General features: G+C 27.9%; 14 protein-coding genes. 5 read left to right on the forward strand and 9 right to left on the reverse strand.

Going from position 1 to position 17,143, the window contains the following annotated elements:
* Window positions 1-356 precede the first annotated feature (356 nt).
* Window positions 357-1,358, forward strand: a complete 1,002-nt coding sequence (gene gap / locus ACWXVJ_RS00005) for a type I glyceraldehyde-3-phosphate dehydrogenase (protein ID WP_444704865.1) — start codon at window positions 357-359, stop codon at window positions 1,356-1,358.
* Window positions 1,359-1,397: 39 nt separating this feature from the next.
* Here gap and lon read toward each other — a convergent pair whose 3' ends face one another.
* The 5 genes from lon to ACWXVJ_RS00030 all read right to left on the reverse strand — a co-directional run bounded on the left by lon (window position 1,398) and on the right by ACWXVJ_RS00030 (window position 8,220).
* Entirely contained in the window at window positions 1,398-3,908 is a 2,511-nt protein-coding gene (gene lon, locus ACWXVJ_RS00010; RefSeq protein ID WP_438340467.1) for an endopeptidase La, read from the reverse strand.
* A gap of 64 nt (window positions 3,909-3,972) precedes the next feature.
* Window positions 3,973-4,791, reverse strand: a complete 819-nt coding sequence (locus ACWXVJ_RS00015; protein ID WP_438340468.1) for a nucleotide exchange factor GrpE — start codon at window positions 4,789-4,791, stop codon at window positions 3,973-3,975.
* Complete coding sequence (gene hrcA / locus ACWXVJ_RS00020; RefSeq protein WP_438340469.1) at window positions 4,791-5,783, reverse strand: heat-inducible transcriptional repressor HrcA; 993 nt, start codon at window positions 5,781-5,783, stop codon at window positions 4,791-4,793. The genes ACWXVJ_RS00015 and hrcA overlap by 1 nt, the downstream gene beginning before the upstream one ends.
* Window positions 5,784-5,850: 67 nt before the next feature.
* Entirely contained in the window at window positions 5,851-6,528 is a 678-nt protein-coding gene (gene plsY / locus ACWXVJ_RS00025; protein WP_455965900.1) for a glycerol-3-phosphate 1-O-acyltransferase PlsY, read from the reverse strand.
* A 129-nt stretch (window positions 6,529-6,657) separates the two neighbouring features.
* Window positions 6,658-8,220: a M28 family metallopeptidase gene (locus ACWXVJ_RS00030; protein ID WP_455965902.1), complete on the reverse strand. Its 1,563-nt coding sequence runs from the start codon at window positions 8,218-8,220 to the stop codon at window positions 6,658-6,660.
* Between the two features lie 393 nt (window positions 8,221-8,613).
* Here ACWXVJ_RS00030 and ACWXVJ_RS00035 point away from each other — a divergent pair, with 393 nt between their 5' ends.
* The 3 genes from ACWXVJ_RS00035 to ACWXVJ_RS00045 are packed head-to-tail and all read left to right on the forward strand — an operon-like array spanning window position 8,614 to window position 11,795.
* Complete coding sequence (locus ACWXVJ_RS00035) at window positions 8,614-9,204, forward strand: hypothetical protein (RefSeq protein WP_455965904.1); 591 nt, start codon at window positions 8,614-8,616, stop codon at window positions 9,202-9,204.
* A gap of 1 nt (window position 9,205) precedes the next feature.
* The gene (locus ACWXVJ_RS00040; RefSeq protein WP_455965906.1) at window positions 9,206-11,023 is read left to right on the forward strand and encodes an MAG3240 family lipoprotein; all 1,818 of its coding nucleotides are present in this window, start codon (window positions 9,206-9,208) and stop codon (window positions 11,021-11,023) included.
* Window positions 11,010-11,795: a hypothetical protein gene (locus ACWXVJ_RS00045; RefSeq protein ID WP_455965908.1), complete on the forward strand. Its 786-nt coding sequence runs from the start codon at window positions 11,010-11,012 to the stop codon at window positions 11,793-11,795. The genes ACWXVJ_RS00040 and ACWXVJ_RS00045 overlap by 14 nt, the downstream gene beginning before the upstream one ends.
* Window positions 11,796-11,888: 93 nt before the next feature.
* On the opposite strand, the gene ACWXVJ_RS00050 is transcribed toward ACWXVJ_RS00045, so the two are convergent.
* Window positions 11,889-12,404 (reverse strand): hypothetical protein, encoded by a 516-nt coding sequence (locus ACWXVJ_RS00050; RefSeq protein ID WP_455965910.1) that lies wholly within the window; start codon window positions 12,402-12,404, stop codon window positions 11,889-11,891.
* Window positions 12,405-12,618: 214 nt separating this feature from the next.
* Here ACWXVJ_RS00050 and ACWXVJ_RS00055 point away from each other — a divergent pair, with 214 nt between their 5' ends.
* On the forward strand, window positions 12,619-14,358 hold the full coding sequence (locus tag ACWXVJ_RS00055; RefSeq protein ID WP_455965912.1) for an MIP family Ig-specific serine endopeptidase: 1,740 nt from the start codon (window positions 12,619-12,621) through the stop codon (window positions 14,356-14,358).
* A 223-nt stretch (window positions 14,359-14,581) separates the two neighbouring features.
* Here ACWXVJ_RS00055 and ACWXVJ_RS00060 read toward each other — a convergent pair whose 3' ends face one another.
* Genes ACWXVJ_RS00060 through ACWXVJ_RS00070 form a run of 3 tightly spaced genes read right to left on the reverse strand, consistent with a single transcriptional unit; the run spans window position 14,582 to window position 17,042 of the window.
* Window positions 14,582-14,980: a hypothetical protein gene (locus ACWXVJ_RS00060; protein WP_438340477.1), complete on the reverse strand. Its 399-nt coding sequence runs from the start codon at window positions 14,978-14,980 to the stop codon at window positions 14,582-14,584.
* Window positions 14,971-16,362, reverse strand: coding sequence for a glutamate--tRNA ligase (gene gltX, locus ACWXVJ_RS00065; protein WP_455965914.1), 1,392 nt, complete (start codon window positions 16,360-16,362; stop codon window positions 14,971-14,973). Before gltX ends, ACWXVJ_RS00060 begins: the two co-directional genes overlap by 10 nt.
* Before the next feature lie 2 nt (window positions 16,363-16,364).
* Complete coding sequence (locus ACWXVJ_RS00070; RefSeq protein WP_438340479.1) at window positions 16,365-17,042, reverse strand: hypothetical protein; 678 nt, start codon at window positions 17,040-17,042, stop codon at window positions 16,365-16,367.
* Window positions 17,043-17,143: the final 101 nt, after the last annotated feature.

Here is a 17,143-nt window from a genome sequence, read left to right on the forward strand (position 1 = left end):
TTGCTTATTTTAAGCGCTTTTTTTAAAAAAATAATTAATTTTTGGGTTAAAAAATGTTTTTTTTTTTTTTTTTTTAGAGCTTAATTTAAGTTGAAAAATAATTATTTGTAATAATAAAATACTTAATAACAAAAAACAAAATATTTTTTTCTTTTAAAATATAGAATTTATAATTTTTAAGACAAAATTGCTAATTTTGTTAAATTTTAATGTTTAAGAATATAACACAATTTAAGGAATTATCTATATTATAAAAATCCCTAATATTTTGTTTTTTTAAGTTATTTTAGAATTATTTAGAATTATAATTATTAATATTAAATTAATTATTTTATTATTTATGGAGTATAAATAAAATGAAGGCAAAAATAGCAATTAACGGCTTTGGTAGAATAGGCCGTTTAATCTTTAGAAAAATATGAAATGATGCAGATGTTGAAATTGTTGGAATCAACGACCTAACTGATGCTAAAACATTAGCGCACTTATTAAAATACGATACAGCTCACGGCGTGTTTCCATTTAGTGTTTCAAACACTGAAAAATCAATAATTGTGGAGGGTAAAGAGTTTCCAATATTTAGTGAAAAAGATCCGGCTCAACTCCCTTGAAAACAATTGGCAGTCGATGTGGTTGTTGAAGGTACAGGTAGATTCTTAACAACTGAACTAGCCCAACTGCATATTAATGCTGGAGCAAAAAAAGTTTTAATTACGGCCCCTTCAAAAAGTGCGGATGTAAAAACTATAGTTTATTCAGTTAATGAAAATATTTTAACAAAAGACGATGTTGTTGTTTCTGGGGCCTCATGTACAACAAACTGTCTAGCACCTGTTCTAAATGTTTTAGAAAATGAATTCGGTATTGAAAAAGGCTTCATGACCACTGTACACTCATTCACTGCAGACCAAAGATTACAAGATGCACCTCATTCAGATTTAAGAAGAGCGAGAGCTGCTTCCTCAAATATGATTCCAACCACAACAGGTGCGGCTAAATCGATAGGTAAGGTTATCCCAACGCTAAAGGGTAAAATGAATGGTATTGCTTTAAGAGTTCCAACTATTACAGGGTCAATTATCGATGTTACTGTTGAACTTAAAAAAGATACAACTGTCGAGGAAATTAATAAGGCAATGAAAAATGCAAGTTCAGAATCTTTTTTCTATACTGAAGATCCTATTGTTTCTAGTGATATTATTGGTTCAACCGCTGGTTCAATATTTGATGCTCAATTAACTCAAGCATTAGAAGTTGATGGCAAAAAATTATACAAAGTTTATGCATGATATGATAACGAATCGTCGTTTGTTAATCAATATATAAGAACATTAAAGCATCTAGTTAACATAAAATAAACAATAAAAAAACCTGCTTTAAAGCAGGTTTTTTTCTAATTATTTTGTCTTAAAGATATCATCAAATATTTCTTCATAATACTTCACAGGTACAAAAGTAACTTCTTTTTTAACTTCCTCTGGTACATCAACTAAATTTTTAATATTGTCATATGGAATAAATATTTTTTTAATTCCAAATTGACATGCAGCTAATGATTTTTCTTTCAGTCCACCAATTGGTAATACTTTACCTCTCAACGTTATCTCGCCAGTCATACCAATGTTTGCGGGAACCGGTTTTCTAGTTAGCGCGCTAATTATAGAAGTAGTAAATGTAACACCGGCTGATGGTCCGTCTTTTGGAATAGCGCCCGCTGGTACGTGGATGTGAATTGCCTTATTATCAAAATCAAAATTAATTCCGAATTTTTCAGCATTTGCTCTCACATAACCTAAGGCAATTTGCGCAGATTCCTTCATAACTTCCTTTAAATGACCGGTTAATTTTATCCCGTCTTTGCCCGGAAATGTAGTAACCTCAATAGCTAGTGTAGAGCCGCCAAAGCTTGTATATGCAAGGCCATTAACAACACCGATTTGATCTCTATTTTCGTTTTCATCATCTTCGAATCTAATTGGGCCCAAGAAATCAACAACAACATCTTTAGAAACTCTAAATTCATCCTTAATTTCATTATCTAATATTTTCACAACTATTTTACGAGCTATATTATCTAATAAACGTTTAAGCTCACGGACACCACTTTCTCTTGTATATGAAAGAATTATAAATTTTATAATCTCATCATCAATTTGGATTTGCGATTCCTTAAGCGAATTCTGTTCTAAAACTTTGGGCATTAAGTGTGCTTTAGCTATTTCTAATTTTTCGGCAGTGGTATATGTTGACAATTCTAGTAATTCAACACGATCAACTAATGCAGGTGGGATCGAATCAAAATAGTTGGCAGTAGCTATGAATAAAACCTTTGATAAATCATATTCAAGGTCAAGATAATGATCTTGAAAATTAGCATTTTGTTCAGGGTCAAGAACCTCCAACATAGCGCTAGTTGGGTCGCCTCTAAAATCAGAAGACATTTTGTCTATTTCGTCAAGAAGAATAACTGGGTTAGAAACACCTGCCTTTTTAATAGCGGAGATAATTTTCCCAGGCATTGCCCCAACATAGGTTTTTCTATGCCCTCTAATTTCACTTTCATCTTTTACACCACCAAGCGATACCTTGATAAATTTTCTTTTTAAAGCTTCTGCAATGGATTTTGCTAATGTGGTTTTTCCTGTTCCTGGAGGACCGATCAAGGTTAAAATAGGAATATTATTAACTGGATTATTCAAGGTATCACCAGTTTTATGAACGAATAATTTTGTATCAATAAAATGGTCAGAATCATTTTTAATAGGCAAATAATCACCAGTTTCTTTTTGATTTTGTTTGTGAGTAAGAACTGAAATAAATTCTAAAATTCTCTTTTTTGGTTTTTCAAGTCCAAAATGGTGTTTATTTAAGACTTCTCTAACATGATTTATATCAATTAATTCTTTGCTTACTTTTCTTCATGGTAATGCCAAAATTAAATCAATGTATGTTTTAGAGATATTTGCCTCTGGGCTCGAAGCCATCATGGCAGCCAAGCGAGCTTGTTCAGTCTTCAATGCTTCGATTACATATTTAGGAAACTTGCGGCTAGTTTCTGGGTCTTTTTCCATATTTTCGGCATTATTTTGTGATTCATCATTAAGCATTTGTCTTAACTGCTTCATCTTTTCACGAAGAAGAAAATCTCTTTGTGAGCTTTCCATTTCTTCATTTAATTTCTTAGTTATTTCTATGTCAATATTTGTTGACTCTTTTTTTCAAGCTAATCTATCGGCGATATTTTTAATAAGATCGTAAATATCTAAAGACAAAAAACCTAATAGTTCATCTCGAGTAAAGGCTTCTCTAATAATTGCAAAATTTTTTCATATCAATTCATCGATTTTTTCTTCCTTGTTATATTTAACCAGTGAATTCATTTGCATTGCAAAATCTTTGACTTTTTCAAAGTTAAATACCTGTTTAGAAATTGACGAAAAATTTTTATCTGTTTGCGGTTCAAGTTTTAAAACAAAATTATTTAAGTATTCAATAGAATTTTTTATTTTTTCAATATCGACCTTTTGCCCTTTTTCGTTTTTGTATTCAAATGAAGCATATATTAGCGGTGCTTCCGGGTTGGTATCAGACGAATGAATTTCATTAATTTTAACAATTTTATCTGCATCAAGGCTTATTTTATAAACACCTTTATTTTCCGATGATTCTTTGATAAGAGCTACAATGCCATAATCTTCTAGCATTGACGAAGAGGTAATTACTTCGGCATTTATATATTGTTCCTTAATAAAAGTTATTAATATCTTATTATTAGATTCCTTACTATCCAATGCACTTTGTAAGGCAAGAACCGAATTTTTCTTTCCCACTCTTATTTCATCCATTGATTGTGGCAGTATTATCTGCTTCTTAACTGGTATAAAAGGTAATTGCATTTTTTTCCTCATTTCATTTTATTAAATTCTATTTACGTTATTATTTTTATTTGCTAATTTAGGAAAAAATAGCGAATTATTTTGAAACAATAACTAATGCCGGTTTAATAGTTCTATCATTTAGTTTATAACCAATATTTTTTACTTCTAAAATTGTATCTTTTTCTAAATCTGATGCAACCAATTCATAAACTTGATGAATATTAGAATCAAACTTATCACCAACATTTGGAATAATTTTATTCAATCCAAAATCAAACAGAATATTTTCAACCTGATTATATAACATATGAAATCCGACAATAAAATTTTTCAATGTATCATTATCAATTTTTTTAGCAGCAAGAATTGCTTTTTCAAAATTATTTATAGGTTGAATTATATTTTCCATAAAAGATTGAAGCGCATATTTCTTTGCTTCAGCAATTTGTTTTTCTTGATGATCATTATTTTTTTGTTTATGATCACTAATTAAGTCTTGGGCCTTCTTTTGAATTGCAATAACCTCATCCTTAAATTTATTAGCTTCGATTATTGATTTAACTCTTAACTCCTCTTTTTCGTTGTTAATTTTTTCGATAGTTTCCTCCAAAGATTTAATTCTATCTTTTTTTTCTGAAAGTTCATTTGTAAGAATGATATTTTTTTCAATTAATTTTTTTGTTCAATCATCTAGGCCAACGACTGAAACCAATTTAAGAACATAACTTTTTTTCTTAATCCTATAACTAAGTAAATCGTCAGCTTCACTCTTACCTTTGTTTAATATTTCATTAATAATAGGATCAACATCATCATAATCTCAAACGTATGAAAAGTGTGTTATTTTTTCTTTGTGATTTTCTTTCTCACATAGCTCAAAATTTACTTTTTCGTATTTTTTAAAATCTCACATTATTTATCTCCTTTTTGCACTATTTTTGCCAATATGTCTAACGTTTCTAATGATTCATCAATATCAATATTTTTAGGACCCATAATTGAGATTTCCTTAATATTTTTATCGTTCTCAAAGTCAATTTTTTTACTAATAATATTTAAATTTTCTCTTGAAAAATCAAGCTTAATTTTATTGTCTTCATCCAAATTATTTTCAATCATTGATCATACCGAATGTTTTTCGATGAGATCTAATAAGTCAACCAATTCTTCACGAGATATATCTTTTGATAAAATCATTGCGTTTTTGTTATAGGTTTTATTTTGAATCTTTTCTTCAAAAACGAAAATAGTTTTTACAAACTTTTCTAATATTTTTTCATAATTGCCTATTCTTTCTTTAAATAAAGGTAACAAAGCCTTAGCTCTTTCAGCCAATTCAATTAAAGGCGTATCAATTAGTCTTTCTTTAAATAGTCGCACGGCAATTCTCAAATCATTTAAAGCAATATCATCGCTAAAATCAAAAATTTTATTTTGCACATTACCACTACTGGTAACAATAACAATAACTGCTGAAGACGTATCAAGAGGTGTCAATTGAATACTTTTTAATTTTTCATCTTTATTATTGGAGGTTGCAACAACAGTAAAATGTGCCATTTTACTAATCAAATTAGCAGCTTCATCTAATGTAGAATCTACACTCAATCTTTTCTTTACAAGAATATCACTCAAACTTTTATTAAAAAACTTCTTTGGATTATATGCAATATATTTCGTATAGTATTCAAGGCCTTTAGTTGAAGGTATTCTCCCACCAGATACATGCGGTTTTTCTAGAAAACCAATCTTTTCAAGATCAGACATAATATTTCTAATAGTTGCAGATGAAGAAGTCAAGTGTTTTGATTCAACTAATTTTTTAGATCCAACAGGTTCTCCTGTCTCAAAAAATTTTTCAACAATCATCTTAAAAATTTCTATGTGGCGTGCCTTTAATTCCATAAAACAAAAAACACCTCCTTAAAATTTAATAATATATATTTTAGCACTATTTTAGCACTTTATAAAGTTAATTGCTAATTTTACTACTAAATAAGTTAAGTTTCTTTTCTTCTTTATTTGATAATCTAATGTAATTTGGAATGTGTTTCAACAAAATTAATATAGAAGCAAAAACTAAAATGTAACTATGTGATCATAGTGGAATATTATGGTTTATAAACGAAAGAATTCAAGATGTATAAAAATAAGGAATAAATGAATAAAAAGCAAAAATAATTGATATAACCACGGATGAAATTGAAATATATCTTATGATTAAAACTAAGGTTATATAAACCAATACAAGCAATAAAAATGTTGGAAAATCAAATGCCAAAATCATTCCAAAAAATGAAGCAACACCTTTGCCGCCTTTAAAATTAAAGTAACAAGGAAAAATATGTCCTATTAATGCTCCCAAACCTGCAAATAAAGGAATTATAAAATTACTATTTACTCCTTTTTTGATAGCAAAAACAATGATTGTGGGAATAAAAGACTTAAAAATATCAAAGCAAAAAACAAGTAATGCAAATTTAAAACCAAAGACTCTTAAAGCATTTGTCGCACCTGCATTTTTTGAACCAAAATTTCTAATATCACGTTTTTTTCTTTTTGAAATAATTATGCTAATATTAATCGAGCCAATTAAGTAGCCTAGTATTAAAATTATTAAATTAACTCACACGTATTTTCAATTGAACATAAATAAAATAATACATTATTTTAGTAAATCATTATTCAAAATTAAGACAAGTATACATCAAAAAATTAAACAAAAAACATTACCTGCTTAGTAATTAGGCAATGTTTTTTGAAAACAAAGATTTTTAGCTTATAGCTTAATGTAACTAAAGTTATTTCCTTCAATTTTATGTAATGATGTTACTGTTGCCTTTAAAGTTTGAAATACAGTATCTAGTTGTTTATAAAATTTTGGACCAATGTTATCATTAACCCATTTTAGAGTATCTAAATCACTGTGTCAAATATCTCCAAGGATCGCAAAATCTTCTTTCTTTAATCCATCAGGTCAATCATGAACAATTTGGCCATTTTCCAATTTTCTTTCTTTTAATTTTTCTATTGTTTTACCGTTTTTTAATACTCAAGCCTTAGGATTAATAGTTTGAGCATAACCATCATATAAACCTGATTTTGCCTTAATTGCAAAGTTTGTTGATTCAACATAAGCCACTGGTAATTTAGCGATTTGATAGAATGGAGCATGGTCTGATCAGTCTCCAGTTTCACCTTCTTTATATTCGGTTTTAACAAATTGCGGATGAATTTTTAATTCTTGATCAGCATCCTTTATTTTGTTAGCTCTTTCTTTTGAAAGCATATTGATGTGGTTACGTAGTAATGGAGATAAATTTCATTCATCCTTTTTAACCTTGCCATACTCCTCATTCAAATCATCAACAGTATTAGGAGAGTGAATATACATATAATCACCGCCTGCAACTGTATCCATATTAATCATTCCTAAAGAATTATCGCGTAATTCATTTTTTTCGCCAGTTAAGAATTGCTTTACGAATGCTTCTGAACCTAGTTTTCCAAGCTCTTCACCATCAACAAAAATTAAATGTAATCTAACACTTAGATTATCTCTATTTTTAGGATCTGAGAAATACTTTAATAAATTTAAATTAACAGTAACACCGGTAGCATTATCAGTTGCACCTCATGAAATACCTTCTGGTCCTACATTATTCATTGAGTCATAATGAGAAACAATGTAAAAATCTTTAATTTTTCTTTTACCATTATCAGTTAATTTAGCACTTGGGTTAATTGTTACCACAATATTGTTACCCACATTATTGTATCCATTATTTGCAAATAAAAAACCTTGTGTAAAGAAGCCATCATTCTTTAAATTTTGCTTCATTGAATCAACTATTGCTTTATCTTTGGTTTCATCGTATTGCACAGTTCTTGCATGAGCATATTCAGGATATGTGATTCCATTTGGAGTGTAATTAGTATAACCCATATCTGCGATTTCTTTAACTAAATATTTATATGCATAATAGCTACCATAATTATTAACTTTTTGATCTACTTTTTCGCCAAATTTGTATAGTAAATTCTTTTCAACTATTTCTGTTGTTAATCTTTTATCTTTTTCTAACTTTATTCCATCATTCAAAAGTTTTTTAGGGTTGTACTTAAGAGTTGTTGTCGCTAATGACGTTTTTTTAAAGTTATTATCATCTCCTGCTTTTCTACCATGAACAGTAGTCAAGAAATTTGTAAATGTATTTCTTAGCCCTACTTCATCAGTGGATTTTGGATTATTTGGATTTGAACATGAGATTGCCATTATTGGTAGTGCAATGCCAGTTAGTGCCCCCCCCATGGCAATTAGTCCCTTAATTGAACGTTTCATAAACTATTTCCTTTCTTAAATTGTTTTATATTTGTACAAAATAACATTCAGCAATTTGTAAAATATAAATATATTTTAAACTATATTATTTTTTTATACACAAAATCGACCAGATTAAACAAAAAAATATTTATAATAAATATATTAATAATAACAATTTTTCAATTAAAATTAAGATATCTTTTAAAAAAAGCATGATACAAATTTCTTAATCGAATTAAGCAATATTCGTTTCCTGATATAAGATTTACATAATAAAAATATTAACAGTTTGACAAATATAATCTAGTTACGCTTTAATAAATAATGCATATTTTCCAAAATTTCAGTGTTTTATTTTTTTATATATCTTTTCTAAAAAGTTTATAATTATGTTAAAAGAGGTATTAAATTATGAAAACATTTAAAAAGAAGAAGACTATATTGAAACTTTTTTTATCTGCAACGCCCATTATTACAGGAGCTATTTTGCTAACTAGCTGCAGTCAAACTACAAATAAACAAGAAAAAGATAGCGGCGTTCAACAAAGCAATAGCATTGATGCTTCTATTAATCGCGATGGTTCTTTAATTGGGGAAGAATTGCGAGCTAAAGTAAATGATACAATTGCTAACGCTAACTTCACTATGACTGACAAGGCTAGGGATGAGTATAGCAATCTTACTGATGATATTGCAAGAGATGAATATATTAATGGTTTATGAGAAAAAATTATAAAATGATTCTCTAAAAATCAAGATTCAGATGATAAAGATAAATTCTTTTTTACACCTGAAGACTTACGCAATGCAGATTTTAATGAATACATAAGAGTTTATATTCCTAATTTAGAATATTTTGCTGGAAACCATAATGTAAAATGCTACTTCGGTTATAATAGCGAAAAAAGAAATATTTTTTACTTCTTTAAAATTAAATGTTTGGATGGAAAGCAAACTGAAGGGCATGGTTTTGTAGATTTAACACTACCTATTGATAAATAATATGAAAACAAGTAAATTAATACTTGCCGGAATAATTGGAAGTTTAGCGCTTCCAATTATTTCTATATCATGCGCAAGACAACAAAAAATTCTAATTGATGAATCAAAAATTAACACTAAATACTTAACAAAACTAAATGCTCAACAACTAGCATCATTACACAATTTTGAACCCATTTTTATTAATCAAAATCAATCTAGCAAAACTTATTTAAAATATTTGGGTCAAGTTAAAAAGGTTACAAATAACAATGAATTAGAATTTAACCTCACTCTCAAATTTAAACCAGAATTCAAATTGCAAAAATCGTGAAAACAAATAAGAACCAAATATGATAATTACAAAATAGAACGGACAAATAACTCTACTTTTAAAAATTTTGATGACTTATTTACTCAATATGACTTTAAGGAAATAAGAAAAGCAGGAGGATATTCTAACCTTTGATTTTATTTCCTTGCTAACAAAAACAAAGATACAGATTATTACCGTGTTTATGATCCATATTTTTTTGATTTTCAAACAGTAATATTTCGCCTTGTTAACGATATAAAAACAAACAGTGGATTAATGAATAAAAATTCCCTTCTAAACAAAGCGGGTGAAGCCTTTATTACGCGTAATATTTTTAACAATGAATTCATTCAAGCCAGTTCTTGATTAAGGCCTAAAAATGAAATTTTTAGAAATACATTTATTAATTTTCTTATTTTATATTTAAATAAATTTGATCTTAATATTAAAAAAATTAACATAGATTGAACAAAGGCAAGAGTTCAGGAAAATGATTTTTCAAACCAAAGTTTTATTAGTTTTCAAATTGAAGACATTATTGATTTTGATGATAAAAGCATTATAAATAATGCAATTAAAAATAAAACCTTTTATATTAATGGTTTTAGAAATTATGCCACTGAACAAAAGTTCGGTGTTGGCAATAATGGTCTTAGCGAAACACTACCTTTATTTAATGATTATGTAAAAAATCCATTTTTAATCATAAAACAAAATGAAAACATAAACCTAGGAAAGGATATAAATTCATTTATCAAAGGCTATAATAGCATCGATTATTGAAACTCGAGAGGTTTGGTATATTTATTTTCTAATTTTAAAGATTACCTAGAATTCGATATTCCAGAGATATATAAAAATATTGATGAAAAATATAAAGTAATAGATATTCAATTTACAAATTACTATGAAACTAGCCAATTAATCAAAATGATTATTAGAGTTTTTAAAAAAGATAAAACAACAAAAGACTATGTATTATTAAGTTCAAACTTTGACGACCATGGACACTTTTTAAAGGCTATATCAACTAAGCTGGCAGCTGTTGATAAATTAGAAAGTAGTGACTATGCAATATATAGAAAAGAAAAAAAACCAACCTTCAACGGCATAAAACTAGATGATTTTGTTAATAACCCCTTATTTAATTCGCTAATAAATTATGCCTTAATAAATTGAAAAAAACACATTGTTAATCCGAATAGCAATACACAGGATCAATTAAAACTCTTAACTGCTTATTTGAACAATTACCTTCTTGCATATGCTCTCGAAATTCAAAATTCAAATCTTAATAGCGGAATCAAAAAGATAGAATTAGCCAAAAATGAAACCGTTGGAGATGAAACTACTTTAAAATTTTATTTTTACAAATTTAACTCAGAAAAAGATTTTCTTTACAAAAACAAGGGTGAAAAACCTTTTTATTATATAGATATGAAAGTAAAAAATTTATTTGAGTTTAGTAACGAAACACCAGTTTTTACAATTGTTTCTAAAGGACACTATAATGAAAAAATATAATATTTTAGCTTCCCTTTTAATTCCTTCAATCGGGTTACTAACTATCTCATGCAACGCAACAAGCGGCATCGAAATAAAATCGTCAAAAAATGTACAAGGTTTTAAGGCAAATGAAGATCTCAATCCCTTAGAAATACAATTTGATAAAAAAATAACAAAAACTGCTTTAGAAATAAAAAAAACAATGCGGACTTTTAATTATGCTTACTATACCTTTTTTGAAAACTATGATATAGTCAAAGATAAACTAAAAGAATTAATTGAAGAGCAAAGCATAAGTCAAAATAAAGATGGGCTAACAAAATATTACAATTCTTTTTGACATAACAAAAATCCTAAATTACTCAATGATTTTTCAAGACTGCTTGATGATTTTTACAATCTATTTAATTCAGCTATTAAATCTCTATCAAATCTTAATTTTTATTTGGAACAATTCAAATTTGATAATGATAACTTAAAAAAACTGGCAAAAGATCAATATACTAGCAAACTAGATGATGATTTTAAACAATATATCTATAACAAGGATTTTGCTGATAACATTTACGCAGCTAAAAAAATACCAATTAAAAATTTAATGATTGCCTTAAAAGAAAAACTAGCGCAAATATCAAACATGATAAAGAAACAAGAACTTAAAAACTTCTTAAATGAATATCACAAGGCAAAAATTTTCATTTATGACAATATCAACCATGTAAATCTTGACGTTAATATTGATTTAATAATTTCTAATCTTGAAGAAAACAACCAACAAGAATTCTTTTAACTTCTACTATAGGTCTAAAAAAATATTAAATATAGCTTGTAGCCCAATTGACTGCAAGCTATTAAAATAAATAAAAAACTTAAGAGAAAAAACTTAATCAATTTCCATTGGGATTTTGGCATTAACTTCCTCGTTAACACGTAAATCAAAACAAATTACATCATAAAATAAATCGATCTGTCTCGTAATAGTATCAACCTTAAATCTAATATCAATCCGATGAGATTTGCTAACTTTTGTTATATCGGGTTTATGAAGAAAAAAATACTTTTTAAATTCAACATCATTAGCAATCTTATCGCCATCATCATGTTTCTTATTATTGTATTTTTTGTTAAGCTTTTCTATTACTTGAATAAATCTCGCCATTGCATTATCTTGCTCGGCATTATATTCTTTTTGTGCTTCATCAGATAACTTAAAAACAAATTCATTTCTAATGCTTGATAGTTGCGAAGCATTAAGTAACATAGGTTTTTGTTGCTGACTATCATCTATTTTATTAGAATTAGCACATGATATCAAAACAGGACTAATTGCTATGCATAACCCGATCGATAAAAAACTTAATTTTTTATTAAATAAAGATTTTCTTATTATTGATTTCATAACACATATTTTAATACAACAAAAAATTATGTTTTATTTTTTTAAAAAAGAGCATACTTATGTTTTTATTTAAATAATTTTTAAATACTAAAATATTTTTATTAATTATTGTGTAAAAAAATAAGATTAGCCAAATTAAGGAAACCTAAATTATTTTATTAGAAAAAATAATATAAAATTATTGTAAAAAATAATAAGTAAAAATAGGAGCAATATGAAAAAGAAATTATTATTACTTAGTTGAATTCCTACATTAGCACTGTTAACCACTTCATGTATCGAAACTAAACAACCAAACCATGAACCGAAGTCTGAAGATGATAACAAAAAAGAAAATAATGATAATACAAATACTGATTCTATAAATTCAAACAAAAAGCCAGAAAACCAAGAACCAATTCCGTTACCGTTGCCAACACCTAAGCAACCCGAAATTTCTAAAGAGCAATCTTCGCGGGAAAATCCATTAAATCCGCATAGTAAAAAAGACAATAGCACCCCGCAAATACCTCAATTCCCTATAATACCGCCAAACTTCCCAGGATTGCAAAAACCAAAACCAGCAATTAATAAACCGGAGTTAGAGATAAAACAAACTGAAGCATATAGAAAAATATTAGACAGATCTTTTGCTATTTCATTTAATACCATTACGCAAAGTCTTGATGATGGAAAAAGAGATAAAGATGAAATTCCTTTCTTATCAACTGGAACTGGTTGAATACTTGATTATGCTTGAAAAAATGGAGTTGAAAATTCTGAAGAACTAATGTTATATATAGCAACAAATGCTCATGTATATCAATATGCATACAATGCATTAGACAATAAATTAAAAGAAACGTTTCCGGAATATTTTACTAGCGAAGAGCAAAAAGATGCTAGAGTTGTTTCATTTGGTATTGGCATACCTCTGGGTGATGCTAATTTAGAACCTATCGAGTCAGGAAAACACGAAGGCAACGAAAATATTGTTAGCTATTTTATAAATTCAAATGATCAAAAATATAAAAATGGTGTAAGAGATGTAAAACTTGTTGGAGATCAAATTTTTTCAAATCCAAAAACTGTTTTTGTCGCAACGGACTTCTTTGATAAGAAAACAAATGAAGAAATATTAAAGAAGCACCCAAACTATCAACCTAATATCAATAAAACCCAAAGAATCGGAAAAGACTTTGCTGTATTTGCTATAAAAATTAAATTCAACGAACTTAAAAAACAAGCCGAAACAAATCAAGATTTAAAGAAATTACTAGAACATATTAATAAAGGCATCAACAGCATTAATAATGATGTAACATTATTTTCATCAAAGCAATATCCTAACCATGATAAATCAAAAGTTCCCTATATTACATATGACTACTACTCAGCCTATCTTCACAAGGAACAATATAAAAACCTTGATAGCGAAAATGAAATTTTAAGTCCAAATGCAAAAAGAATATATATAGCAGGTTTCCCTTCTGATAATGATAGTGGAAATAATCAATACTTCTGAAAAAACTATCCTAAGAACATAAAAATCGAAGATTACACTTTCACAAATAAAAGCTTCTTAAGTAGTGCGCCAGTTGAAAATCTATTATCTGAAAAAACCATATCATATGGCATCGGTGTACAGGCACAAGTTCTAAATAGCAGTTTATATTATGGGGCAAGTGGTTCTCTTGCTGTAAATGAATTTGGAATGCCTGTTGGAATATATTCATCTCTTTCAGCACTAACCCCCAACATTAAAGATACAACAAAATGAGGCGCCTTTACTTTCTTAGTTCAAAATTCCAACGATTTATTCTATGGACCAAAACATAATTTAATAGATGGAAGTAATAAAGAGTTATATCCAAACCAAGAAAAATCTTTCAGACAAAATCTTAAAATTTTATCTAAACAAGATGATTTCTTTAAAGATTTTAATAAAACGGTTTTATTTGAAAACGGTGTATAGTTTCTTTTTACATAAGGATTATCAAAAAAATACAAAATCCCCTTATCAACTTTTTAAAACTATCTTCAAAATCAAGGTTTTTAATTTTCACATTCTTAAGGTATTGTAGAATTTCTAAAATTAACCCTAATTATTAGGAATCACATTTAATTTATTCCTGTGTTTCCCACTTTAAGTATAAAAAAATAAAAATCTAATCGGAATTATCGATTAGATTTTTTGTTTATTCAAAGACTAGTTTAACAGTGTTTCTTACAAGAATTTTTTTTGATTGTAAAATATCATACATAAATGATATTTCTTTATTAGATATTTTTGTTTCAATTAAATATATATCAATATGAATTTGCTGAATGTTATTTGTCTTATTCTTTGGATCAAATGAAACAATAAGTTTATTGGGCACAAATTCATTCTGCTTCATTTCTAAATATTGACCGGCATATGAGATTCTTACTTCATCGTTTTTAATATCTAAAATACAGTCCATAACTTTTTCATCAGTAAATTCAATATGTGTAAATTCAGTGCTATTACTTTCTTTAAAATCGACAAAATCAGTCTCCACTTTGCTTAATATTTCGCCTTCTTGTTCTGAAATTAAGATATATTTTAGCTTCATTTTTTTAGTCTTTCAAATACAATGTCTTTGCCAAAAAGATAGATAGCCTTAGCTAATTCTGGTCCATGCTCCTCATATGTTGCAGCAATTCTAATAGGCATAAATAAATCCTTACCTTTTACATTTAATTCCTGCTTTGTGTGTTCAATACACATTTGAATGTTTTGAATATCAAAATCATTTTGATGCAATAATTTACTAAATGTTTTTACAACATCTATATTGGATATCACCAATGTAGTATTATCTTTTGGCTTGGTATATATTTTTAAATTATTTTTGATCTCGTTGATTGTTGACGCTGATTGCTTGTAAGTTTCAACAAATAAATTGTTTCATTCGTCAGAAAATGGTGAATTAATTAATTTTATAATTTCTTGGTTTTCCACTTTTTTCATATATTGTTTTGAAAATCAATCCATCTTAACTATATCAAATTTAGAAGGTGATTTAGATAACCTTTCTGGATCAAATTTTTCAATTAATTCCTCATGACTCATTATTTCTTGGCTATCTTTGGAAGTTCAACCTAATAAAGATAAAAAGTTAAAAATTGCATGGCTGTTATATCCCTCATTCTTATAATCTTCAATAAATTGCTTCAAAGTTTTATCTCTTTTTGAAAGTTTTTTACCTTCCATATTAGTAATAATGGTTAAATGTCCGAATACAGGAGGAGTTCAATTTAAAGACTCATATATTGCTAATTGCTTAGGCGTATTTGTTATATGTTCTTCGCCTCTTAGAACATGGCTAATTTCCATTTGGTGATCATCGACGACAACAGCAAAGTTGTATGTCGGATAACCATCGCTCTTAATAATAACAAAATCACCAATATCATCGCTATTAACTTCTATTCAACCTCTAACTAAATCGCTTCATCCGTAAATAGTATTTTTTTTCAATCTTAGCCTTATTGAATATTCATTATTCTCATCCCTGCGTTTCTTTTCTTCATCAGAAATTTTCAATCAATTAGGGTCATATCTAAACGAAGCAATTTTAGCTTCTTCTTGTTCTTTATGCTGTTGCTCTAATTCCTGCGAATTATCATATGCCTTATAAGCGAAGCCTTTGGCAATTAACTTATTAGCAATGTCTCTATAAATTGCTAATTTTTCAGATTGTCGATAGTTGCCGTATTTTTTATTAGGTTTTAGCGGGCTTTCATCTGGTATTATACCCAGTCAAGCAAGGTTTTCAAGCTGACTCTCTTCCCCACCCTCGACATTTCTAGCAACATCAGTATCTTCTAATCTAAAAATAAAAGTTCCATTAAAATGTTTTGCAAATAAATAATTAAATAGAGCGGTTCTAGCACCGCCAATATGTAAATAGCCTGTTGGACTTGGGGCATATCTTGTTCTTATTGTTTTCATAATTATTCCTCTTCAAAAAGTAAAACTAATGGTTCAGTAACATCTTGTCAAAAGCCTTTTAACGAAGGTGAAGTATTTCTAACGAAAGCTCATGGTGCTTCTTCGATTTCAGGGCGAGATTCTGGAAATCGAGATTTTGATGGACTAATAACATCATTAATAAAATTAGGTGCTGCTTCAACATTTTTTCTAATTCAATACAACATAATAAAAACTGCCTTGGGGTTATGTTTATATTGAGAATATTTGGGAATAGCAGCGCCAGGAATGTTTGCGACTAATTCATCATATCTAAATGAAAAAAGGCGATAATCATATTGACCTGATAAATTAGCAAATTTTAAAAACTGAAAATCAGGTTTAATCTTATAAACATGAGATGTATCATGTGTATTATTTAATTTCCTATCATTTGTGAATAGCCTATATTTATCATCAAACTGGCTAATTGGATTAAATAAACGTTTTGAATTTAATTCGTAAAATGAACTAGCACTACGTTTTTTAATTATTTTTTCTCCTTTTTCATTTATGCTAACAAAATTTGGATCATCAACAATTGATATAACCGGTAAATCAAACGTGCAAGCCGCTGATAAAACAGAGGGAGCTAAGATCGCGCCCAATGATCCTAATAAAGAAAAAATTAACATTTTTCTTTTAATTTTAGATTTTTTCATAATTATTAATTTTACTAAAATTTAAAATTTTAATGTTGTTAAGTAATTAGAATTTCTCTTTTTTTTCTTTATTTAGACATAGTTAAAATTAAATAATGAAA

This window comes from Mycoplasma sp. 773, assembly GCF_053851515.1.